Source organism: Pseudomonas mandelii (genome assembly GCF_024138395.1).
GTDB lineage: Bacteria > Pseudomonadota > Gammaproteobacteria > Pseudomonadales > Pseudomonadaceae > Aquipseudomonas > Aquipseudomonas mandelii_E.
Map to the genome: position 1 here is coordinate 101,499 of NZ_JAMYDU010000005.1, position 22,179 is coordinate 123,677.

Consider the following 22,179-nt stretch of genomic DNA (forward strand, 5'->3'; position numbering starts at 1 on the left):
GTTTAGAAGAAGCCCAACGGATTGATGTCGTAGCTCACCAGCAGGTTTTTGGTCTGCTGATAGTGGTCGAGCATCATTTTGTGGGTTTCACGACCGACGCCGGACTTCTTGTAACCGCCGAACGCGGCGTGCGCCGGGTACAGGTGGTAGCAGTTGGTCCACACACGACCGGCCTTGATGGCGCGGCCCATGCGATAGGCGCGGTTGATGTCGCGGGTCCAGAGACCGGCGCCCAGGCCGAACTCGGTGTCGTTGGCGATGGCCAGGGCTTCGGCTTCGTCCTTGAAGGTGGTGATGCTCACCACCGGGCCAAAGATTTCTTCCTGGAACACGCGCATTTTGTTGGTGCCCTTGAGTAGGGTCGGCTGGATGTAATACCCGGTCGCCAGGCTGCCCTCGAGTTTTTCCACCTTGCCACCGGTCAACAGCTCGGCGCCTTCGCCCTTGGCGATGTCCAGGTACGAAAGGATTTTGTCGAATTGCTGCTCGGACGCCTGGGCGCCGACCATGGTGTCGGTGTCCAGCGGGTCGCCACGTTTGATTTGCAGGACCTTCTTCATCACCACTTGCATGAACTCGTCGTAGATCGACTCTTGCACCAGGGCGCGGGACGGGCAGGTGCAGACTTCACCCTGGTTGAAGAATGCCAGCACCAGGCCTTCGGCGGCTTTCTCGATGAAGGTCGGTTCGGCTTGCATGATGTCGGCGAAGAAGATGTTCGGCGACTTGCCACCCAGCTCCACGGTGGACGGAATGATGTTTTCGGCGGCGCATTTCATGATGTGCGAGCCGACCGGGGTCGAGCCGGTGAAGGCGATCTTGGCAATACGCTTGCTGGTGGCCAAGGCTTCCCCGGCCTCTTTGCCGAAACCTTGCACCACGTTGAGCACGCCGGGTGGCAGCAAGTCGCCGATCAGCTCCATCAGCACGGTGATGCCCAGCGGGGTTTGCTCGGCCGGTTTAAGGACCACGCAGTTACCGGCGGCCAGGGCCGGGGCGAGTTTCCAGGCGGCCATCAGAATCGGGAAGTTCCACGGAATAATCTGTCCGACCACGCCCAGCGGTTCATGGATGTGATAGGCCACGGTGTTGCCGTCGATCTCGGCGGCGCTGCCTTCCTGGGCGCGGATGCAACCGGCGAAGTAGCGGAAATGGTCGGCGGCCAGCGGGATGTCGGCATTGAGGGTTTCGCGCACAGCCTTGCCGTTGTCCCAGGATTCGGTGATCGCCAGCACTTCCAGGTTCTGTTCGATGCGATCGGCGATTTTCAGCAGGACCAGCGAGCGAGCCTGGGCGGACGTTGCGCCCCAGGCATCGGCGGCGGCATGGGCAGCGTCCAGGGCCTTTTCGATGTCTTCGGCGGTGGAACGCGGGAATTCGGCAATAGGCTGGCCGTTGACCGGCGATGTATTGGTGAAGTACTGACCTTTGACAGGCGCGACGAACTCGCCGCCGATATAGTTGCCGTATTTGCTCTTGAACGAAACGATAGCGCCTTCAGTACCTGGGTGAGCGTAACGCATGATGGGTTTCTCCTTGGCTTTTGTGCTTATAAGGGAGGGCGCGCCAGAGCGCTGTATAAGCGTAGAGCAAAGGTCGGGCCACTGCCTTGCAGGTCTGGAAAATCAAGGCCTTGCGTGTTTTTTGTCGGACGGATGGGTGGCGTTTGTGACGCTTGCGGTACAGCCCCCGTGACACTTTGTACCGTTTGTGGCGCAGCCTGTGACTGACGGGTCTTGCCAGCATTGCAATGCAGGCCAGGCTGGAGGATGCTCGGTGCCCATATGACTAAGTCATAGGACTTACACACCTTTGATGCTGCCGCATAACCCTGTAGGAGCTGTCGAGTGAAACGAGGCTGCGATCTTTTGATTTTGCTTTTAAGGAACAAGATCAAAAGATCGCAGCCTCGTTTCACTCGACAGCTCCTACAGGGGCGGTGTAAACCGCTCGGGGAGAATAATAAGAAATGCACGACAACCATTTGAGTCGCCATGCCCAGCAAGTGCTGACCGTGACCCAGGGTAAATCCCACCTGCACGGTCCCGGCAGCGATCCGTCCATTGCCCGTTCCTGGCTGCGTTGTCTTGAGGACTATCACCTCGACCCGGCCCTGACCATGGCACCGACGGTGCTGGAACATGGCCGCGTGCTGGAAAGCCGCGAACGCTTGCAGCAGGTGCTGCAGATCGCCGGCACCGAAATGACCAGCCTCCACCAGCAACTTTCCGGCGCCGGCCACGCGGTGCTGCTGACCGATGCCCGCGGGGTGATCCTCAACTGCGTCACCGCGCCCACCGAACGGAAGATTTTCGAGCGCGCCGGCCTTTGGCTGGGCGCCGACTGGAGCGAAGCCTGCGAAGGCACCAATGGCATCGGCACCTGCCTGGTGGAGCGTCAGTCCCTGACCATCCATCAAGACGAACATTTTCGTGGTCGTCACACCGGCCTGACCTGCTCGGCGAGCCCGGTGTTCGATCCTCACGGCGAGCTACTGGCGGTGCTCGACGTGTCTTCGGCGCGTCACGAAGTTTCGCGGCAGAGTCAGTTCCACACCATGGCCCTGGTCAATCTGTCGGCGAAGATGATCGAGAGCTGCTATTTCCTGCGTTACTTCGACAATCAATGGTTGCTGCGTTTTCACCTGCAGGCTGAATCCGTCGGGCTGTTCAGCGAAGGGTTGCTGGCGTTCGACGGGGAAGGGCGGATCAGTGCGGTCAACCAGAGTGCGCTGAATTTGCTGGGGCATATTCGTGGTGGGTTGTTGGGTAAACCGGTGGAGGCATTTTTCGACTGCTCGCTGGATGAATTGCTCGGTCGCGCGAGCGCCAATGCCAGCGCCAGTTGGCCATTGCGCACCCGTGACGGGCGGCGGCTGTTTGCCGTGTTGCGCGGGCAGCCGTGCAGTATTCCGGTGCCAGTGGTGCAAAGCCCGATGGTTGCCGAGCGTGCGCGCTTGTCAGGCATTTGCCTGGGCGATGCCGCGTTGCAGGAGGATTTCCGCAAGGCCTTGCGCGTGTTTGAACGAGACGTGCCGTTGCTGATCAATGGCGAAACCGGCTCAGGCAAGGAGGCCTTCGCCAAAGCTGTGCATCAGGCTAGCCAACGGGCAGAAAAATCGTTCGTCGCCCTCAATTGCGCGGCAATTCCCGAAAGCCTCATCGAGAGCGAACTGTTCGGCTATCGCGGCGGCAGCTTCACCGGTGCCCGCAAGGAAGGCATGCGTGGCAAGTTGCAACAGGCCGATGGCGGGACTTTATTTCTCGATGAAATCGGCGACATGCCGCTGAGCATGCAGACCCGCTTATTAAGGGTGCTGGAAGATCGTCAGGTGGTGCCGATTGGCGGTGAGCCGGAATCGGTCAATGTACGGATCATCAGCGCCACTCACCGCAATCTGCTTGAACGGGTGCAGGACGGCAGTTTCCGCGAAGATTTGTATTACCGGCTCAATGGGCTGGAGGTCGCATTGCCGGCACTGCGTGAGCGCGCTGACAAATCACAGTTGCTCGACTTTTTGCTGGCCGAAGAGGCGGGCGGGGAAACGGTATTGATCGACGGGCCGGCGCGGCAGGCCTTACTGGATTTTGCCTGGCCGGGGAATGTGCGGCAGTTGCGCAATGTGCTGCGAACCCTGGCGGCGTTGTGTGACGGCGGTCGAATCGGGCTGGAGGATTTGCCGGCGACGATCCGCCAGTCCCGGCCGGTGACGGCGTCGGCGGTTGAAGAGCCGTCCGAGTATCCGCTGGATGATGCCGAGCGGCTGGCGTTGCTGACCGTGCTGGAGCAACAGCGCTGGCACATGACCCACACGGCTGAACAGCTGGGCGTCAGCCGCAATACCCTCTACAGAAAACTGCGTAAGCACGGTATCTCCCGCTAGGTGCACCGAATCCTGACCCTGATCCTGTAGGAGCGAGGCTTGCCCGCGAAGAACGATGACGCGTAATACCTGAAAAACCGCGGTGCATTCTTCGCGGGCAAGCCTCGCTCCTACAGAAATTTCGCTTAACTGACCGGCATTGAGGCTTGCCCGCGAAGGCCATCACGCGGTTTACCTGATGCACCGCGTTATCGTTGTTCGCGGGCAAGCCTCGCTCCTACGGGGTTGTGGTGTTTGTCTTGAAACACAAGGTGCGAATTTTCCTACCCTACGCTAACCTGCGGCCATGTTTTACGAGGTCGACTATGCACATTCATATTCTTGGTATCTGCGGCACTTTCATGGGTTCGATGGCGGTTCTGGCCAAAGAGCTGGGCCATCACGTGACGGGCTCCGATGCCAACGTCTATCCGCCGATGAGCACCCAGCTGCAAGCCCAGGGCATTGAGTTGACCCAAGGTTACGACCCGGCGCAGCTCGATCCGGCTCCGGATCTGGTGGTGATCGGCAATGCTATGTCTCGTGGCAACCCGGCCGTCGAATACGTGCTGAACAAAGGCCTGCCGTATGTCTCCGGCCCGCAATGGCTGGCGGATCACGTACTGCAAGGCCGCTGGGTGCTGGCGGTTGCCGGCACTCACGGCAAAACCACCACCAGCAGCATGCTCGCCTGGGTTCTGGAATACGCCGGCATGAGCCCGGGTTTCCTGATCGGCGGCGTGCCGCAGAATTTCTCGGTGTCGGCGCGTTTGGGCGGCACGCCGTTCTTCGTGATCGAAGCCGACGAATACGACAGTGCGTTCTTCGACAAACGCTCGAAATTCGTTCACTACCGTCCGCGTACTGCGATTCTGAATAATCTTGAATTCGATCACGCCGACATCTTCCCCGATCTGCCAGCCATCGAGCGGCAATTCCATCATTTGGTGCGGACCATTCCGAGCGAAGGCCTGGTGATCCATCCGACCACCGAACCGGCATTGCTGCGCGTGATCGAAATGGGCTGCTGGACCCCGGTGCAAACCACCGGTGCCGGCGGTCAGTGGCAGGTCAAGCTGCTCAGCGAAGACGGTTCGAAATTCGAAGTGATGTTCGAAGGCGCCGTTCAAGGCGTGGTCGAGTGGGACATGACCGGTCAGCACAACGTCGCCAATGCCTTGGCCACCTTGGCCGCCGCGCGTCACGTCGGTGTAGTGCCATCGATGGGCATCGCTGCACTGAGCGCGTTCAAAAGCGTGAAGCGCAGGATGGAAAAAGTGGCGGAAGTGCGTGGTATCACCATTTACGACGACTTCGCTCACCACCCGACCGCCATCGCCACCACGCTTGACGGTCTGCGCAAACGCATTGGCGATGCGCCGTTGATCGCGATCATCGAGCCGCGCTCCAACTCCATGAAGCTCGGCGCTCACCGCGATGGCTTGCCGGAAAGTGTGGTCGATGCCGATCAAGTGATCTGGTATGCGCCGGCCAACCTCGGTTGGGACCTGGGTGCCACTGCCGCGTTGTGCACCGTCCCGTCGATCGTCAGCGATTCCCTGGAAGGCATAATCGAGCGCGTGAAGAGCCAGGCTCAGCCCGGCACGCACGTGGTGATCATGAGCAACGGCGGTTTCGGTGGCCTGCACGGCAAACTGGCCGAGGCGCTGCAATGAACAACGGCCCGGAACGCATCACGCTGGCGATGACCGGCGCTTCGGGCGCCCAGTACGGCTTGCGCCTGCTCGACTGCCTGGTGCGTGAAGACCGCGAGGTGCACTTCCTGATTTCCAAGGCTGCACAACTGGTGATGGCCACCGAGACCGATGTTTCGCTGCCGTCCAAACCACAGATGATGCAAGCCTTCCTCACGGAATACACCGGTGCGGCTGCCGGGCAGATTCGGGTGTATGGCAAGGAAGACTGGATGTCGCCGGTGGCTTCGGGCTCTGGTTCGCCAGCGGCGATGGTGGTGGTGCCGTGCTCCACCGGCACCTTGTCGGCTATCGCGACCGGGGCCTGCAACAACTTGATCGAACGGGCTGCCGACGTGACCTTGAAGGAGCGCCGCCAGTTGATTCTGGTGCCGCGCGAGGCGCCGTATTCGAGCATTCATCTGGAGAACATGCTCAAGCTGTCGAACATGGGCGTGACCATTCTGCCGGCGTCGCCAGGTTTCTATCATCAGCCGCAGACCATCGATGACTTGATCGACTTCGTCGTGGCGCGAATTCTCAACTGTTTAAACATCCCGCAAGACATGCTGCCGCGCTGGGGTGAACACCATTTGAGCAGCGATGAATAAGCTGCTGATCATTCTGCTGGCTTTGCAATTGGCGGGCTGCGCCACGGCGCGCACCCTCGATGCCGCCAAGCCTGGAGCGCCGGTGGTGTATTCGGGAACGCGTCTGGATTGGTATGCGATGAACGGCGGTTGCTGCGCCATGGACCGATTTGGCGCAGAAGCGCCGACTTATCCGGGTGTTGACCTGCCGGCCAGTGCCTTGCTCGACACGCTGCTGTTGCCGCTGTCGTTGTTGACGGTGATTGGCGTAAGTTTTCAGGCGACGGGTGGATTGTAAAAAGCAAAAGATCGCAGCCTTCGGCAGCTCCTACTGGTGTACACATACCTATGTAGGAGCTGCCGAAGGCTGCGATCTTTTGATCTTACTTACCTAACTTGCGCAACTCATCCGACTCGACAATCCGCACGCCATCCTGCTCTTCCAATGCCAGACGCCACATGGCGCGGGCCAATTGGCAGGCTTCGATGCCGTGGTATTTACCTGGGATCAATCGCGACAACGGACCGGCAACTTTCTCGCCCAGTCGCGGCTCGACGCGATCGCCCAACAACAGCGAAGGCCGGCAAATGGTCAACTGCGGCCAATTCTGCGCGCGCAATGCGTGTTCCATCTCGCCTTTGACCCGGTTGTAGAAAATCGAGGATCGCCGATCGGCACCCAAGGCACTGATCACGATCAAGTGCCGTGCACCCATTTCCCGCGCACGTTTGGCGAAGGCCACGACCATGTCCAGGTCCACCGCGCGAAACGCTTGCTCGGAGCCGGCCTGCTTGAGCGTGGTACCGAGGCAGCAGTAGGCAATGTCGACGCGACCGTTCAATTGCGGCAAAAACGTTGCCGGGTCGCCGACCGGGTTTTCCAGGTGAGGATGCTCGGCCAGTGGCCGGCGTGAGGGGGCTAATACCCGTGTGATCGTTGGCTCGTTGAGTAGACGGTCAAGCAAATGTTCACCGGTTAACCCGGTAGCTCCGGCAAGCAATACATGCTGAGGCGTCAAGTACATAGTCATTCCCCCTTGATACTATTCAGCTTAGTTGCTCTTTTCATCCTTGCTGATAGAGACACTTTGCAGCGCCTTTCGTGCCTGCTGTTTGCGTAACGATTGCCAGTGGGCGAGCACGGTTTTCGGGGCCCAGATTTGCGGCTCGGAAGCTTCGAAATTATCGGCCAGTTCACGCTCGGCCACGGTGGCCCTGGCCAGTTTGAAAGCTTGTTCCAGATCGTCGGTCTGGTTCAGCGCCTGGGCGAACAGCGCATCACCGAAATACGTGAAGTTGGCTTCTTCCGAACACCCGAAGGACACTCGATCGGCGCGCGAGGCGGTCATGATCAGGGTGCGTTCGTCCTTGAGGGCGGGGATGAAGCCGCCGGAATAACAGGATGAAATCACGATGATTTTGTCGCGTTTCTTCAGGGGCGCGAGAACGGCGGCCAGTTCGTCGGCCGGCAGGTCGGCCAGTTCCAGGCGTGGCTGGTCGAGTACCAGTTCGTGTTCGCTGGTGCCATGGCTGGTCAGGTAAATGAACAGCAAGTCTTCCGGGCCGCTGCGTTCGGCCAGGGTCTGGGCGGCGCGGCGCAGGTTTTCCCGGGTGGCCATCGGCCGGTCGCCCAGATGGTCGCGATGGTTGACCAGGCGGATCTGGCCGAAAGCACCGAAACGGCTGGCGAGCATGTTGGCGACGTAGTCGGACTCGCGCAGAAACACGCTCTGCTTGCCGTCGCCGCCGAGGGTCAAGGTGTACAGTTCGACCGCCGGGGTCGAGGCCGGCACGTTGGCCAGCGCATCGTCGAGCAAGCGACCTTGGGCCAACAAGCCGAGTTCGAGCGGGTCGGGCAGCAGCTTGCCGTCGGCGTCGCGCACGCGTTGACTATTGACCCAGGTGCCGCTCTGCACCGTGCCATCGGTCAGCACCAAAGTACCTTGGCCCTGATAGTTGTCGCCGTCGAACTGGCCGACATAGAAACTGCCATCGGCCAGGTTCAAGCGACCCTGACCGGTGAAACGCCAGTCGCTGAACTGACCGATGTAGTGACTGCCGTCGGCGCCGATCAACTCGCCCTTGCCGCTGAGCACGCCTTCCTTGAACTGACCGAGCCAGACATCGCCATCGGCGTTTTCGTAGCGGCCCTTGCCATGCAGTTGATTGTTCTTGAAACCGCCGACATAGATATCACCATCGGCGCTGTTGAAGGTGCCATTGCCTTCCAGTTGGCCGTTGGCGAAATGCCCGGTGAACTGATTGCCGCTGGCATCGCTGCGTTGGCCTTCGCCGTTGGGTTTGCCGTGGGCGAATTGACCCTGGTACTGGCTGCCGTCTGCGAGTTCCAGACGACCGAGCCCTGAATATTGATCGGCCTTGAATTCGCCGCGATAGGTCATGGCGTTTTCTTTGAGGGTGCCTTCACCGTCGCGTCGACCCGCCTTGAAACCGCCGGTATAGCTGCTGCCAGTGGTGGTCAGCGTGCCTTGGCCGTCGAATAGCCCTTGCTGGAATTGCCCGCGATAGACCTCGCCGTTGCTGCCGTGCCATTCACCCTGGCCATGCCACTGGCCTTTATCGAACTGGCCGGCGTACCAGCTGCCGTTCGGGTAATCGATGCGGCCCTCGCCTTGCAGCAAGCCATTGACCAGATCACCGCGATAGCGTCCGCCGTCCGGCAGGCGAGCATCGGGGGGCAACAGCGATTCGCCATCGCCGCAAGCGGTGAGCAACAGGGTCAAAGCAAGGAGTGCAAGTGAGCGCATAGCGGGATCCGGGCAATTAGGCGACCGAGTATGCCGCAGCTATGTGTCGCATTTATAGAGACACGGCAGAGACACGGCGCGAAACAGCGTGAGCTGCTTCGCATCCGGGATGCTTTACACGAAGCAGAGGGAGAGTGGCTCGGCGATGTACGCCGGTTTGTCCGACCCTTCGATTTCAAGCGTGGCGGTGGCTTTGAGCAACCATTGACCGGGTTTCTTCTCGGTAACGTCGTTCATGTCGACCTTGAGTCGAACCCTGGAATTGACCTTCACGGGCTGGATGAAACGCACGCTGTCCAGGCCGTAGTTGACTACCATCTTCGCGCCTTCGGGCAGGATGAGGATGTCTTCCATCAGTTTGGGGATCAGCGACAGCGACAGGAAACCATGGGCGATGGTGCCGCCAAAAGGTGTTTGCGCGGCTTTGACCGGGTCGACATGGATGAACTGATAATCGCCTGTGGCTTCTGCGAACAGGTTGATACGTTCCTGGTCGATGGTGAGCCATTGGGAACGTCCGAGTTCCTTGCCGACATAATCTTTGAGCTCTGCAACTGGAACATAGGGCATTGAGACTCTCCTTGGGTTCATCGGTTTTATAGTTTTTCGAGTGGGGGGATTTGACCTCCCTGTGAACCACTTTAGATCAACATGGCAAATTGCTCCGGTCAACTATTCATGCTTTTGGCGAATGCCGATTCATAGCGTTGGCGTGCTTATAATGTCGGGCCCCTTCTTGTGGGGAGCGCGCGCGGGAGATGATGGATGTTGTTACGTGGCCTGACTTGGCTGGTGCTTTTTCAATTGCTCGGCACCGCCCTCAACCATTTGTTTTTACCGGTGCTGCCGGGGCCGATTATTGGCCTGCTGTTGCTGCTGGGGTATCTGATTATCCGCGGTCAAGTCGGCGAGCCGCTGAACCTGGCGGCCAGCAGCCTGCTGCGTTATCTGCCGTTGCTGCTGGTGCCGCCGGCGGTGGGCGTGATGGTTTACGCCGCCGACATTGCCGCGGATTTCTGGGCGATCACCGGTGCGCTGGTGTTGTCGCTACTGCTGTCGATGGCCTTCGCTGGCGTACTGATGCAGCGCATGGTCAAGCGTCACGCTCATCGCGAGGACGGCCAATGATTTTCGATTGGCACGGCGCCTGGGCGTCGGTGATTCATCATCCATTGTTCGGTATCGGGATTACGTTGGGCGCGTATCAATTGGTGCTGGCGGCGTTCGAGAAAACCCGCTGGGTTTTCCTGCAACCGGTGCTGGTCTCCATGTTGCTGGTGATCGCTGTACTGGTCGGTTGCGGCCTGAGTTACGCCGAATACCGCAAGAGCACCGAGATCCTCAGTATCTTGCTCGGGCCGGCCACCGTTGCGTTGGCGGTGCCGCTGTACCTCAATCTGCGGCGGATCCGGCAGTTGTTCTGGCCGATATTTACTACGCTGGTGATAGGTGGTGTGGTCGCCACGGGCATGGGTGTGTTGCTGGGCTGGTCCTTCGGCGCCGAACACATGATCCTGATGACCATGGCTCCCAAATCGGTTACCTCGCCGATTGCCATGCTGGTGGCGGAGCAGATTGGTGGCGTCGCGGCGCTGGCGGCGGTGTTCGTGTTGATTACCGGGGTGATCGGGGCGATCTTCGGGCCGAGTCTTTTGACCCGCCTCGGTGTCCACAGCCCAGAGGCCCGCGGTATGGCCCTGGGCATGACCGCTCATGCGGTCGGCACTTCGGTGGCCTTGCAGGAGAGTGAAGAGTGCGGCGCCTTCGCGGCGCTGGCGATGAGTCTGATGGGCGTAGCCACGGCGGTATTCCTGCCGTTGGCGGTGTCGATGGTGGTGTAAGGAAATGTCTATGAGTCTGCCGCTTTTTCCGCTGAACACGGTGCTGTTTCCGGACTGCATCCTCGACTTGCAGATCTTCGAGGCGCGCTACCTGGACATGATCGGTCGCTGCATGAAACAGGGCGGTGGCTTCGGCGTGGTGTGCATTATCGAGGGCGAAGAAGTCGGCATCGCCCCAGAAGGTTATGCACGGGTAGGGTGCGAGGCGCTGATCACCGATTTCCATCAGCAAGACAATGGCCTGTTGGGCATTCGGGTGAAAGGCGGGCGGCGTTTCCACGTTGTGCGTACCGAGGTGCAGCGCGATCAGTTGATCATCGCCGAAGTCGAGTGGCTCAAAGATGAGCCCGAGCAACCGCTACAGGATGACGACGCCGACCTGGTCGCGCTGCTCAAGGCTTTGGCGGAGCACCCGATGGTCGAAGCGCTGAGCATGGGCACCGAAGCGACGGGGCAGCAGTCGCTGGCCAACCAGTTGGCGTATCTGTTGCCGTTTGCCGAGGTGGACAAGATAGACCTGCTGCAACTTGATGATCCGCAGCAGCGGCTGGATGCGATTCAGGCGCTGCTGGATGAGTTGCAAGGGGAGTTGTTTGCCTGAGGCGCTGACTTTTTTTGTTGCCTATTGATTTTGATGGCCTGGCAGTTTGTTCGCCCGTGAACAGTGAAGCACCTGCCGCCCATCGATAACCCATAGCGACGCCAGGATAGTCTCCATGCGTCATTTTTTATGGATTGCACGCCGGTGGGCGGAATCGGTTTTAGAGGATCAGGTTCTGTAATGCTCGGGAACTGGCCAGACAATATCATTGGCAAATACCCCAACCCCTTTGGGAAGTTCTAGTACCGGTTTTCCCGAAGCGGCGACCTCATCTATCAGCTGATCATAACGAGTCACCGGTACGTAGAAAGTCCCATCACCCGGATCTACCTCTTTTCGATAGGATACGGCCAGGTTGTCTCCCGCCCAGGTGGCTTTCTCGATAGCGTCGGCGTCGGCACCGGCTTGTGCGTAAATATCGTCCACCCTGGCGGCCCGGCTTAATTCAGAATTTACCAGCCAGAGCCTCTCCGCGCTGATGCCGCGGGTGGGCATTGATATGCGGCCTTCCAGATAATCCGGGTCAAAGTGTATTCCAGTTCGATTAAGTTGCATGTTTTCCCAGCCGGGTACGACCTCGATCCCGCGTGTATCAATGACATAGATGAAACCCAGTCGTTGGTTTCGCCTGAGAGCCGGATAGTCTTTTGCGTCGTCAAACACAAAGGAGCTGTCAGAGTCCGACTCGGAGCCATCACGATTTCCTTCTGTAACAGTGCTATCCGAATCCGAATCCCTGCCGGGGTAGAGGTTTGCTTGAGAGTTGTACTCCAGTGAATGCTCATAACCGCCGAAATGATTTTTGTACCCGATGGCGTCGCCCAGACTGAACGTTACGCTGAATCCCCTTCTTGTGGTCGAACCGGTTGCATTGCCTTTAAGGTGGATCAAGCGCCTGTCTCGGGCCAACTCTATAGGTGTACGATGATCCCCCCTGAACATCGATGGAATATCCGTTCGGTATAAAGCGCCGTGCAGGTTGCGCTGATAGCCAGCATGTTCCAGGTATTCGTCAAAAAATTCTTCGGTATATCTATCCAGAGGTTTGAATTGGCGGCCATAATCTGCGCCTTCATTTCGCAACTTGAGGATGTACGGTTCCAGCTCTTCAGCGACCAGTTTAAATCTCTGATCGTCGCCTTTATTTTGGGTCAAAAGCTTGTGTTGTTCAGCCCACTCAGGCATTTGTCCGCTTTCCAGATCCTGGCGCAACCGTGTCTGTTGGTTCTCGCTCAGGTTGTAGCTGCGCAGCAGCTTCGCGCGTTCGACAAAGGAATGCTGCGGATAGATCCATTTCAATGAATCAGTCACATACAGGTGGTCGACAGGCTCTTCGAAACGCCGAACCCATAACGGCACTTTGCCGGTTTTTTGCACTTCGGCCCGGAAAACCAAAATTTCCGGGCCGTGAATCCGGTACAGTTTCCAGATTTCGCCATCGGTCCACTGCGCCAGGTTTATCGGTACAGACGCATCGCCCCTGGCTTGGGCTGGATCCACGCGAACCCATTGGTGTTGTTCATCCCTGAAGGCGAAACCGCTCTCAGGGGCGTGAAAAGGTGGTCCCCCAAAGCTGACTCCGTAATACCCCTGGGCGTCCGGTAGATGGGTGACGGTAAATCGGTTGCTGTCGAAGTAAGTGAGGGGCTTGTTCAAGCGCCAGACATTACCTTCGGCGCTTCGGTAAAGCGGTGGCCCGAAAGCCCCTTGCTCGTGCGCTGACTTCGCGCGGTAGGTGTTGAGCCTGGTATCGAACTCGACCATCACCGTTTGTGTGCGGTTATCCACGCCGTCGACCTCGACCTCGACGAACTTTCTATTCTTGAAAATCCGGAGTCCGTCCACGTCGGGCGCAGGTAACCTGCTGGAGGCCTGTTGCACATAGTGCTCCAGCGGTGGAGTCTTGATGCCACGGTGGGGTGGGGCGGGAGCAGGGATTGTTACCACGGTAGGATTCTTGAGCGCAATGTTATCGAGCGCACTGTCTTGGGCCCGTTTCACAGTGGAGGATGACTCGACTGAACCTTCGGGCCAGAATCGGTTGCCTGCAACGAAAGTTAAATCATCGGCCAAGCCGTCCGGCGTTCTCGGGCGGGGCGTTGAGATTCCCGGTGCATCGATCGATGGGGTTGTGGGCCGGGTTCCAGGTTTTTGGCGCATAAGAGGGCACTCCATTTTTTAATGAATCAGCCAGTCCTTCGGCTGAATGAGGCAAGCGCCGACGTGACGATGAACGTCACGTCGGGCTTGCAGTTATAAGTCGGTTACAGGTTGATTAAAGAGTCGGAATCGGTTCTATAAATAGAGTTTGGGGGGCAATGCGGTAGTCAGGATCCGTATCGATTCCCCAATAATCGTTGGTTGAGTTGTAATACACCGTTCCGTCAATTCGTGGCGAGAAGCCAATGTTTTTAACGGCAATTTTCATAGCCAGTTCGTCTCGCTGCTGGTGCGCACGGATGTCAGACAACAACGCATCGATGCTGGCGTAGCCTTGTGCGTTGATCAGGTAGAGTTGCAGCACTTCAAATAAAAGTTCGACTGAATAAATATTTCCGGATGAAGTTGCCACGCTGATGGATTCAACGGGGCCCGGGTGGTCCAGACTCGGTAACTGGATCAGTGCACTACCGACTTGCAGGTTTTCGGACGTCAGCCGTATTTCGTTGCGCGTAACTTTTTCTGTCAGTTCTGTACTAAAGAGGGTCCAGGTTGATGCGTCAGAGGTTTGCTCGATGGCACCCGGTGTGGACAGGCTGAACAGGGTGTTGCTGACGGGGTACACGTCGTAGCTCGAGGCTTGACCATGCATTACATAGATGCCGGTATGTGGGGGCGCGGGGAATGTAACCTGTTGGGGGGTGGTGGCGAGCGTATAGGGCTTAATATGTTTCGGTCTGATAAAACTATAGAGCCCGCGCCGAGGACTCAAACATTCCCTGGCGCTACGATATTTGAAACCTGGGGTGGCTGCGTCTTCACGGAAGTTAAGGTGAGGGGGGCGTATTTGATAGGATTCGCCATCCTGCATAATGAGTACAACATTCGCTAGGTAAAAGCCATTGGTCCGAATATTGTCATCAAAAGAGGTACCTGTTCTGCGTCCTTGTTTTTCATGAAAAAAGTTTGAGATGTTAACAAGTTTCGAGGATGGCAGCCGAATCCATATATTGAGTTTTGAGTAATTCAGGTTGGTATATCCTGTAGGACCCATGATCACTTCGACGGTATAACTGGCGTCGACTGCAACTATTTCTTCGCTTTTGAAATCCAGATAAACCACGGCACGAGTTTCAGGTGTGTAGGCATTGGCAACCAGATCGATTCTATGGCCAGCGCGCGAAACAAAGGTAGGCCTCGACTCCCGCTCTGCGAGCACCACGACTCCGCTGTTGGATATGTAGGGAGCCGGCGCGGGGTTACCGCCAAATCCGACGTAATCCACATCATAAGCGAGTGAGTCAGACGGAAGAGGAAGCAATGTGAGCTCCAGCCGATAATTGTCCTGAGTTTTAAACTGCAGCCGATTGTTTTTCACTCGGCGCACACCTTCAACATGTTCGTAGATATGTTCGATGGTCAACACATGGTCGGGGAGTAGGCCATCCTCGTCCCGCAACGAAGTGATGACCAGAGAAGTACCGACGATCTGACAGCGTTGAATGCGCTCCAATGACCAGCCGAATTCGATTAGGGTTGTTTGTTCGCTGTCTTCGACAATGGTCACTTCAGCTGTGGTGTCCGCAATGTAGTAGCGATCCATTCCGGGGCCGCCATCTACCCGAGAGCGCAAGCCGCGGATAGCGATCGTGTCATCTCCTGGTCCGGCATCGATGTAGTCGTAACCGTTGGCCGAGATCTGATTGGCTTTATCGTCCCCGGTGACTCGATTTGAACCGTTTCGCAAGGTCGAGATGTTTTCGATGGAGGTTAACTCCGCGATCAGGACGTCGTCTTTCGCACGGTCCTCATGACGCAAGGCAACCTTGCCGGTCTGCAGATTGACGTCGTAACCGACATGACGAGTATCAGCGCGGGGACGGGATCCCTCGAAGGTCAGGGTGTCGGAGCCCTCACATCCGTCAAGGACACTGGTTCGTGTCGGCTGCTGTGGCCGGTTCAGTTCAGCTTCGGTGGTTTCGAAGTGAAACCTGTCATTCTTGTCACCACCGACCAGTTTCTTGACACCCTCCCGATAGATGAAAATATTAGGCTTGTCCTTGGGAGCGTAGACCTGATCATCGCCGTCACCGAGCCGCCAAAAAATGCCTTTGTTTTCGCCTGGGCTGCCTTTGACGCTGCCTTTGAGGTCGTGCGGAAGACCATCACGAGCATGGATAATGTCGTCGGTGCCAACGATAACCGGCTCCGAATCGAGTTTGTATGGTTGTTCCCCGGCATTTTCGTCCCATTGGTAGTGCCAGATTTTGATTGTCTTCAGCGTGACATCGAAACCGCCATTTACAATGTATTCCAGTTCTTCTTTATAAGTACCTTCAAGCAAGCTTTTTGCCGAAAGCTCTAACTGTATGTTGTGATCGCTGACGGTCTTGTTAATCTTGTAGCGATCCATCACCTCCTTATCCTGGTCGGCACCCACGAAGGCGAGCCATCCGGCGCGTATCCGTTCGCCGAAGTCCAGTTCAACATAATCATCAATATCGTCCACGACACGTGCGGCCCGGTAAATTTCCGCTCCCAGGATGAGGATGGCAGCGGCAGCGAGGCCAACAGGGCCGGCGATGCTGCCGAAACCGGCCAGCGCTGCCGCGCCCAGCGCAATGCTGATGACCGCACTGGCCACGTTCACGCCGCCACTTACATAATGATCCTGGGCGATTTTTCCTTGCGAGGCGGCGGCAGCATTAAAGGCTTTAACGGCGCTGATAATGTCAAATGGCAAGGTAAGCACGCTGGCAAATAACCCGCCACCCCGACTGAATACGGCACCGACCGATGTGGCGGAAAATCGTTTAAGTATGACAGAGCCGCTCTCGAGCATCGCAACGCCAGTTTTGGTCAGGCCTTTTTCGATGATCAATGAACCGATTTCAGCGGCAATCGAAGCGCCGTTAAACGCCGCTTCGCCTGTGTCGCCAACCTTGATGGCTTCAAAAGCCCCTTTGAAGCCACTATAGATTCCGAAGGCCTGCATCCCCACGCCTATTGAGGCTACGCCGCGTTGCGCATAGCTTTTGGTCTTGGCTTTGAGCGGGCTAATGGGCTCTATGGCATAAATATCCAGCTTTTGCGCCGCCATGCCCAGCTTGTTGAGGCGATCCAACGGGCTGTCGGGCGTAAGCGGGTCTGAGGTGACGAACAGCGGTGGGGCGTCGACCGAACGACTGATGGCGATTTCATAGAACAGAGTGGCTACGATGCCACTGTCTGGGGTTTTCGCCGATTTAACGCGGGTCTCAACCAGGGTTGGGTCGAAACTCAGCCCATCGATAAAGATCTGGTCGGGAGCTCTCATATTCGCGTTTGCCGTGCTGATGGCGTGGCCATGCACCATCGCGCCCAAGGCCTTGAGTTCTACGCGGGTGATGTTGGAGTTGCCAAAGCGCAAGGGTCCGAAATGTTCATCGAGGATTTGGAGTGGGCGACGGGCAACTTGGCTTGGGTGCGTTGTGTCCAGCACTTCCGTTGGCGCAGGTGTCAAGGGTGGCGCGCTGGGAGATATGTCTATTTGGCCAGCGGCCGGCGCATGACTGTTGGCCGATGCACTGATCGCCGCTACCTGTATCGGGCGGTGAGTTGAACTTTCCATGGCGGGTTCGATAAGTTTGGCCATTGTTTAATCCTTTAAATAATGAGCGTTATAAACACCGATTTTCGTACCGGGTGCGGGGGTATGGTATTTCTTCATATGCAGAGTGTTAGATGTGAGGCGTCTTAATAACTGTGCAATTCTTTTTAAATTTCTCCAGGTTTTGTGGTTGTTTTCCGTTTGTGTCTTCGAGTTCAGTGTTTTAACGTGTCCTATGCACAAGGCGGAACTTCGATAAATCTGTCGCTCAGGGCCATGTTATGTCGTACCCAAATTCATTTTTATTGCCAGACAGTCTGAGCATCGGTTTACCCGCGGCCTCCACTTCATCGATCAATTGGTCGTATTCATGTTTGTTGGCGTGTCCCGCATGCGTAGAGGCTTCGATACGTTCGCCGCGACTGCCGGCTTGCTCCTCGATGTCGCGTACATTTGCGCCCTTTGTCAGGGCCGAGTTCAACAGCCAGATACGCTCTGCTTCCAGCCCCTTTTTGGTCACCGAAATCAACCCTTCGTAGTCATCGTCGGGGAACCAGGTGGACGGCGTGTCGCGTGCCGCTGAATTGAACAGATGGTTTTCTTCATGCGGGACCACCTCCATGTTGCGGGTATCCAGCGCATACAGAAACATTTCCGTCTGCCGCTCTCTGGTGCGTTCGTAATTGCGCTCATGATCCCAGGCGACCGGGCTTCCTGCATCCGACCACTCGGAAGATTCGCTGCTGTCCGTGTCGCTTGCATCACTGGTGTCGCTGTCCGAATGCGTATCAGTGTTTCTTCCGGGGTATTTGTTGGTTTGCGAGTTGAATCGCAAGTACTCAGGATCGGGGGCTGAGGCGTACATCAGGCCTTCCTTGAGACTGAAGGTGGCACTCATCGGCTTATGGGTGGTGGCACCGGGTTGGTGGGCATAGCGAGGAAGCATGGCGTCGTCGTTCGCCAGTTCGAAGGGGGTACGCTCATCGCCCCTGAACAGGGCCGGGACGTCAGTTCGATACAGACAGTTATTCTTGTTGCGCAGATAACCCATTTTCGCCAGAAGCGCCTCGCGTAACTCATGGGTCATGCTGGTTTCGGGGGCATACCAGTCATGCCGGGCATCACGCTTGAGATTCAGCTCGTTGATGACGTCGTGGCTGAATTGATCGAGGTAGTGTGGATTGCCAACATCTTCAGTCATGCGTTTGTGCGCTTGCGCCCATTGCGGCAATGTCAGCTCGGTTTGCAGGTGCTGTTGCAAGCGAGACAGTTGGCTTGGCAACAGATTGTAGGACTGCAAGAGCGCCTCGCGTTCGGTCGAGGTCAGGGTCGGGTGCAGCCAGCGCAGTGAATCTCGCAGCAGGTTAACGACCGGGTCGTGCGTTACATTCGGTTCGACCCAGTGCGGGGGCTTGCCCGAGGCCTGTGCTTCGCCCCGGAAACGCTCGATATCCCGACCATGAATCCCGTAGAGCTCCCAGATCTGCTGGTCGGTCCAGTGTGTCAGGTGAGTGGGTTGCGAGCCGAATCCTCCTATAGGAGGATCGACCTGAATCCAGTTTCCGAAACGATCTCTGAACGCAAACCGTGTATCGGATTCCGGCCCCGACCTGGGCTTGAATTCGTGATACCCCTGGGCATCCGGCGAGCGCATCGATGCGGTGTAAAGTCTTTGATCGATGTAAGTCGGCGTGTCGGAAGAGCGGGGTCGTTTTGGTGCGATGGCTGTATCGGGCTGCTTGATCACCGGTGGGGCAGGCCGTTTTGCCGCGGAGCCGCTTCCTGTCTGTTGGTCATGGTTGACCACAGGTCTCTCACTGATCTGCGCTGTCAGGCGCCAGGTAGGACTTCCGTCGTTTTTATACAGCACTGGGCCGGACGGGTTTTGCTCCGTCAGTAACTTCATTCGATAGACGCCCGGATTTGCATCAAGACCGACATGAGCTGTATGCACAACGCCTCCATCGTCTACATCGACAAATTTGCGCCCGACGATGTAGCGCAAGCCGTCTGCATCCGGTGCTTGCATGCCGCGCAGAAAGTTCTCCGATAACCAGTATCTGCTCAATGATTTGTCGCTCTGCGAATGGTCCGTAATCGTTCGAGTCGGCAAGTCGGTTATTTCAATGGAAGGAAGGAGGGGGGGATCAATGCCCGGGCGTGCAGCCTGATTGGAGGTCGATGGAATATTCGCGTCGGCAGACCAAATTCCATGAGGCACGAATACTGAACTATTCAACTCGGGCCTTATAGATGGCTCGTTCGTTGATACAGCTTTATGCGGAGTTGTTACGGGTGGTTTGCGGGGTGTTTTTGGGCTCATGGCAAACTCGCATATAAAATAAAATAAAATTGATAAGTTTTGTTCATGTATCTAATGGTGTTTTTGGTGAGCTTGATAAAGTGACTTGTTGGTCGTGCATGATGAAGACTTGCTGCGCGTTGATTCGCAGTAAGGTGGTTTTTAATGTAATTGATTTTCGAGGTCGTGAAAGGTGCAGAGTTTGTAAATGATGGAAAAATATGTAACTTACAATTATTTGTCAGACGGATGTTCTGAAAAGACGCGGTCGCACCGCAGGTCTGCGACTCACTAGATCAAGCGCCACGCTCGTCGGAGAAATCCTTGAAGCGTGGCGAGGAGGGAGCTCTTTACTGTTAGCCAATAGAGCGGCTAACCCGTGGTGTCAGTACGCGTACCGCAACATTGCGTGCGGCAGATGGCGCAGGGCAAAGAAACTGAACAGCGCCACCAGTGCCGGCAGGACCAGCCACCAGACCTTGAACGGCATGGCATTGAGGGGCGACTGGCGCTGGCTCAACCATAAACTCGCGGCACATACGCAGGCGGCCAACATGGCGCCGGCCAGTACGTCGGTCGGCCAGTGCGCTCCGAGATAAACCCGTGACAAGGCGATCGACAGCGCCGGCAGGCAGGCCAGCAGCAGCCAGGTCAGGCGCATACGCGGGGGCTGTCCGCGACCGGCGAGTACCGCAAGGGTCAGAAACAAGGCAAACGACCCCGAAGCATGGCCACTGGGCATGCTGTAGCTGGTCAAAGGATCGGTCAGCACTTCCGGGCGCACACGGGCGAAGAAGTGCTTGGTCGCGGTGTTGCCCAGCGCGGTGAACAGCAGGGTGCCGCCAGCGAAGATCGCGTGCCGCCATTGTCGTGTCAGCAACAACAAGACTGTCAGCAAGGCGCTGAGCATAAACATGTTGCGGAATTCGCCAATCAGCGTGAACACCACGGCCACTTCATCGAGCACCGGGCTGCGGTGTTCCTGGACCAGGGTCATCAATCCCTGGTCGAGCGCGGTCAGGTGCGGATAGCCGATGAATAACCCCGCCAGAATCAGCAAGCTCATGCTCGTTATAAATATCGTGGCCTTGCGATGCCGGCGCAGGCTGCTGGTTGCACTCAGCCCTAACATCACCGCAACGCTGCCAGCGACGATCCCGGCCTCAGGCCAGAAACCTTCCGGCAATGGCAAGCGAATCGCCGCTCCCGTGGCCCAGCCGGGTAGCAGATAGGCAACGCTCCAGCCTGCGGCGGCCAAGAGGCTGACGACGGCGAAGCGCGGGAACGGCATGTCGAACATCCCGGCAACCATCGGCAACATTGGCCGCAGCGGGCCGATAAAGCGTCCGACCAACAGGCTGGCGATGCCATAACGCTGGAAATACGCCTCGGCTCCGGCCATCCATTCCGGATGGTGGCGCAACCCCGGCAGGCGACGGATGTTCTGGTGGAAATGCCGCCCTAAAAAATACGAAACGATGTCGCCCAGCACACCGCCGAGGAAACCCAGCAGCAGCGTTTCACCCAATGACAACGCGCCACTGCCAGCCAGTACCGCCACGGCAAACAACAACACTGTGCCAGGCACGATGAGCCCGGCAATCGCCAGGCATTCCACACAAGCCACTATGAACACTGCCGCGGCCAGCCACTGCGGATTGACCGTCAGCCAATTGGTTACGCTATCGAGCCATGGGCCCATAAAAACAACTCCATCTGATTCAATTGGCCCTTGGTGGGCGAACACAATTTAAACAACGCTAAAATTCCTGTGGGAGCGGGCTTGCCCGCGATGGCGCCGGGACAGTCAGCATTGATGTCGACCGATATGGCCCTATCGCGGGCAAGCCCGCTCCCACAGTGATCTCCTCTGCATCAAGATTCAGCAGCTGTCAGGACAGCAAAAAATAATCGCGACCTTCGACTTGCCCCCGGCGTAGCGGGTTGCGTGTGCAGTAAAGTGCGTAAGCCGCATCAACAAAACGGTACATCAAGTGTTCGTCGCGCCCGTGGGGAATGCCCAGGCGTGTGGTCTGGATGATGTGCCCCGGCGCCGGCCCGACATCTTCCACCAGCAATACTTCATGGTCGAAGCGCTTGGCGTCCCAGACCGGCACCTTCAGCCCCAGTGCTTTGCAGAGCAACGTCTGCCCCGCACACAGTTTTTGCGAGGGGCGAGGGCGGCCCTGAGCATCGGGATTGTTCAATAGCATCTGCGCCAGGCTCGCCGGCCCGCTCAGTTCATCGATCCACGGATAGGCGGACTTGATCAGCACCGCATTGCCGGGACCCTGAGCGCTGAAGTTCAACGAATCACCGCCGCGGGCGTAATACATATAGATGTGGCCGCCATCCAGAAACAAAGCCTTACGCTTTTCTGTGTAGCCAAGGGAGGCGTGGCTGCCTTTTTCTTCGCAGTAATAGGCTTCGGTCTCGATGATCCGGGCACTGAGCCACAGGTCGCCGACCCGATGACGGATGATTTTGCCCAGTAAATCCCGGGCCAGCGTTTGCGCATCGCGGTCGAAAAATGCATCCGGCAGCCCCTTGGGCTGGCGCGTAGCGGATGCAGAAACAGGCAGGTTGGTCATGATGAACAGCGTTTATCAGGGCTGATTGAGTCGTGATGATAACAATATGCAGCTTAATCCCGGCTGAACGTCGGCAAATTGCCCTCCATTTCGACCATCCGCCTGTCACCGCTGTTAGTCCCGGGACGCGACAGCTATAATCTGCCGCTTTACTCTTTACCAAGACCTTAGCAAAGACCAT

Annotated in this window: 16 protein-coding genes; 7 read left to right on the forward strand and 9 right to left on the reverse strand. The window is 57.4% G+C overall.

Annotation, left to right across the window (positions count from 1 at the left end; genetic code table 11):
* Nucleotides 1-2: 2 nt before the first annotated feature.
* Nucleotides 3-1,523 carry an acetaldehyde dehydrogenase ExaC gene (exaC, locus tag NHU87_RS10985; RefSeq protein ID WP_253548197.1) on the reverse strand — a complete coding sequence of 507 codons (1,521 nt, stop codon included), beginning with the start codon at nt 1,521-1,523 and terminating at the stop codon, nt 3-5.
* Nucleotides 1,524-1,969: 446 nt separating this feature from the next.
* Here exaC and NHU87_RS10990 point away from each other — a divergent pair, with 446 nt between their 5' ends.
* The 4 genes from NHU87_RS10990 (at nt 1,970) to NHU87_RS11005 (ending at nt 6,444) form a co-directional block, all read left to right on the forward strand.
* Nucleotides 1,970-3,883, forward strand: a complete 1,914-nt coding sequence (locus NHU87_RS10990; protein ID WP_253548199.1) for a sigma-54-dependent Fis family transcriptional regulator — start codon at nt 1,970-1,972, stop codon at nt 3,881-3,883.
* Nucleotides 3,884-4,188: 305 nt separating this feature from the next.
* Nucleotides 4,189-5,538, forward strand: a complete 1,350-nt coding sequence (gene mpl, locus NHU87_RS10995) for a UDP-N-acetylmuramate:L-alanyl-gamma-D-glutamyl-meso-diaminopimelate ligase (protein WP_253548201.1) — start codon at nt 4,189-4,191, stop codon at nt 5,536-5,538.
* A complete protein-coding gene (gene ubiX / locus NHU87_RS11000) occupies nt 5,535-6,167 on the forward strand; it encodes a flavin prenyltransferase UbiX (RefSeq protein ID WP_007894343.1) in 633 nt (210 codons plus the stop codon). Before mpl ends, ubiX begins: the two co-directional genes overlap by 4 nt.
* On the forward strand, nt 6,160-6,444 hold the full coding sequence (locus NHU87_RS11005) for a YceK/YidQ family lipoprotein (protein ID WP_253548203.1): 285 nt from the start codon (nt 6,160-6,162) through the stop codon (nt 6,442-6,444). The genes ubiX and NHU87_RS11005 overlap by 8 nt, the downstream gene beginning before the upstream one ends.
* 85 nt (nt 6,445-6,529) lie before the next feature.
* Here the strand turns inward: NHU87_RS11005 and NHU87_RS11010 are convergent, their stop codons facing one another.
* From NHU87_RS11010 to NHU87_RS11020, 3 genes are all read right to left on the reverse strand, one after another.
* Nucleotides 6,530-7,171, reverse strand: coding sequence for an oxidoreductase (locus NHU87_RS11010; protein ID WP_253548205.1), 642 nt, complete (start codon nt 7,169-7,171; stop codon nt 6,530-6,532).
* A 27-nt stretch (nt 7,172-7,198) separates the two neighbouring features.
* Entirely contained in the window at nt 7,199-8,914 is a 1,716-nt protein-coding gene (locus NHU87_RS11015) for a C13 family peptidase (protein ID WP_253548206.1), read from the reverse strand.
* Between the two features lie 114 nt (nt 8,915-9,028).
* Nucleotides 9,029-9,484, reverse strand: a complete 456-nt coding sequence (locus NHU87_RS11020; RefSeq protein WP_253548208.1) for a MaoC family dehydratase — start codon at nt 9,482-9,484, stop codon at nt 9,029-9,031.
* A 195-nt stretch (nt 9,485-9,679) separates the two neighbouring features.
* On the opposite strand from NHU87_RS11020, the gene NHU87_RS11025 reads away from it, so the two are divergent.
* From NHU87_RS11025 to NHU87_RS11035, 3 genes are read left to right on the forward strand one after another with little or no spacing between them, the layout of a single operon-like run.
* On the forward strand, nt 9,680-10,042 hold the full coding sequence (locus NHU87_RS11025) for a CidA/LrgA family protein (RefSeq protein WP_095633925.1): 363 nt from the start codon (nt 9,680-9,682) through the stop codon (nt 10,040-10,042).
* Complete coding sequence (locus NHU87_RS11030; protein ID WP_253548210.1) at nt 10,039-10,755, forward strand: LrgB family protein; 717 nt, start codon at nt 10,039-10,041, stop codon at nt 10,753-10,755. Before NHU87_RS11025 ends, NHU87_RS11030 begins: the two co-directional genes overlap by 4 nt.
* A gap of 10 nt (nt 10,756-10,765) precedes the next feature.
* Entirely contained in the window at nt 10,766-11,356 is a 591-nt protein-coding gene (locus NHU87_RS11035) for an LON peptidase substrate-binding domain-containing protein (protein WP_253548212.1), read from the forward strand.
* A 168-nt stretch (nt 11,357-11,524) separates the two neighbouring features.
* Here the strand turns inward: NHU87_RS11035 and NHU87_RS11040 are convergent, their stop codons facing one another.
* The 5 genes from NHU87_RS11040 to NHU87_RS11060 form a co-directional block, all read right to left on the reverse strand.
* Nucleotides 11,525-13,516, reverse strand: a complete 1,992-nt coding sequence (locus NHU87_RS11040; RefSeq protein ID WP_253548214.1) for a hypothetical protein — start codon at nt 13,514-13,516, stop codon at nt 11,525-11,527.
* A 115-nt stretch (nt 13,517-13,631) separates the two neighbouring features.
* Nucleotides 13,632-17,150: a calcium-binding protein gene (locus tag NHU87_RS11045; protein WP_253548216.1), complete on the reverse strand. Its 3,519-nt coding sequence runs from the start codon at nt 17,148-17,150 to the stop codon at nt 13,632-13,634.
* A gap of 223 nt (nt 17,151-17,373) precedes the next feature.
* Nucleotides 17,374-19,173, reverse strand: a complete 1,800-nt coding sequence (locus tag NHU87_RS11050) for a hypothetical protein (protein ID WP_253548218.1) — start codon at nt 19,171-19,173, stop codon at nt 17,374-17,376.
* A gap of 619 nt (nt 19,174-19,792) precedes the next feature.
* Nucleotides 19,793-21,109, reverse strand: a complete 1,317-nt coding sequence (locus tag NHU87_RS11055; protein ID WP_253548220.1) for a bifunctional DedA family/phosphatase PAP2 family protein — start codon at nt 21,107-21,109, stop codon at nt 19,793-19,795.
* A 190-nt stretch (nt 21,110-21,299) separates the two neighbouring features.
* A complete protein-coding gene (locus tag NHU87_RS11060) occupies nt 21,300-21,998 on the reverse strand; it encodes a DNA-3-methyladenine glycosylase (protein WP_253548222.1) in 699 nt (232 codons plus the stop codon).
* Between the last annotated feature and the right edge of the window lie 181 nt (nt 21,999-22,179).

Coding starts and splice junctions, on each gene's coding strand:
- exaC (WP_253548197.1), bottom strand. CDS start 1,523: ATGCGTTACGCTCACCCAGGTACTGAAGGCGCTATCGTTTCGTTCAAG.
- NHU87_RS10990 (WP_253548199.1), top strand. CDS start 1,970: ATGCACGACAACCATTTGAGTCGCCATGCCCAGCAAGTGCTGACCGTG.
- mpl (WP_253548201.1), top strand. CDS start 4,189: ATGCACATTCATATTCTTGGTATCTGCGGCACTTTCATGGGTTCGATG.
- ubiX (WP_007894343.1), top strand. CDS start 5,535: ATGAACAACGGCCCGGAACGCATCACGCTGGCGATGACCGGCGCTTCG.
- NHU87_RS11005 (WP_253548203.1), top strand. CDS start 6,160: ATGAATAAGCTGCTGATCATTCTGCTGGCTTTGCAATTGGCGGGCTGC.
- NHU87_RS11010 (WP_253548205.1), bottom strand. CDS start 7,171: ATGTACTTGACGCCTCAGCATGTATTGCTTGCCGGAGCTACCGGGTTA.
- NHU87_RS11015 (WP_253548206.1), bottom strand. CDS start 8,914: ATGCGCTCACTTGCACTCCTTGCTTTGACCCTGTTGCTCACCGCTTGC.
- NHU87_RS11020 (WP_253548208.1), bottom strand. CDS start 9,484: ATGCCCTATGTTCCAGTTGCAGAGCTCAAAGATTATGTCGGCAAGGAA.
- NHU87_RS11025 (WP_095633925.1), top strand. CDS start 9,680: ATGTTGTTACGTGGCCTGACTTGGCTGGTGCTTTTTCAATTGCTCGGC.
- NHU87_RS11030 (WP_253548210.1), top strand. CDS start 10,039: ATGATTTTCGATTGGCACGGCGCCTGGGCGTCGGTGATTCATCATCCA.
- NHU87_RS11035 (WP_253548212.1), top strand. CDS start 10,766: ATGAGTCTGCCGCTTTTTCCGCTGAACACGGTGCTGTTTCCGGACTGC.
- NHU87_RS11040 (WP_253548214.1), bottom strand. CDS start 13,516: ATGCGCCAAAAACCTGGAACCCGGCCCACAACCCCATCGATCGATGCA.
- NHU87_RS11045 (WP_253548216.1), bottom strand. CDS start 17,150: ATGGCCAAACTTATCGAACCCGCCATGGAAAGTTCAACTCACCGCCCG.
- NHU87_RS11055 (WP_253548220.1), bottom strand. CDS start 21,109: ATGGGCCCATGGCTCGATAGCGTAACCAATTGGCTGACGGTCAATCCG.
- NHU87_RS11060 (WP_253548222.1), bottom strand. CDS start 21,998: ATGACCAACCTGCCTGTTTCTGCATCCGCTACGCGCCAGCCCAAGGGG.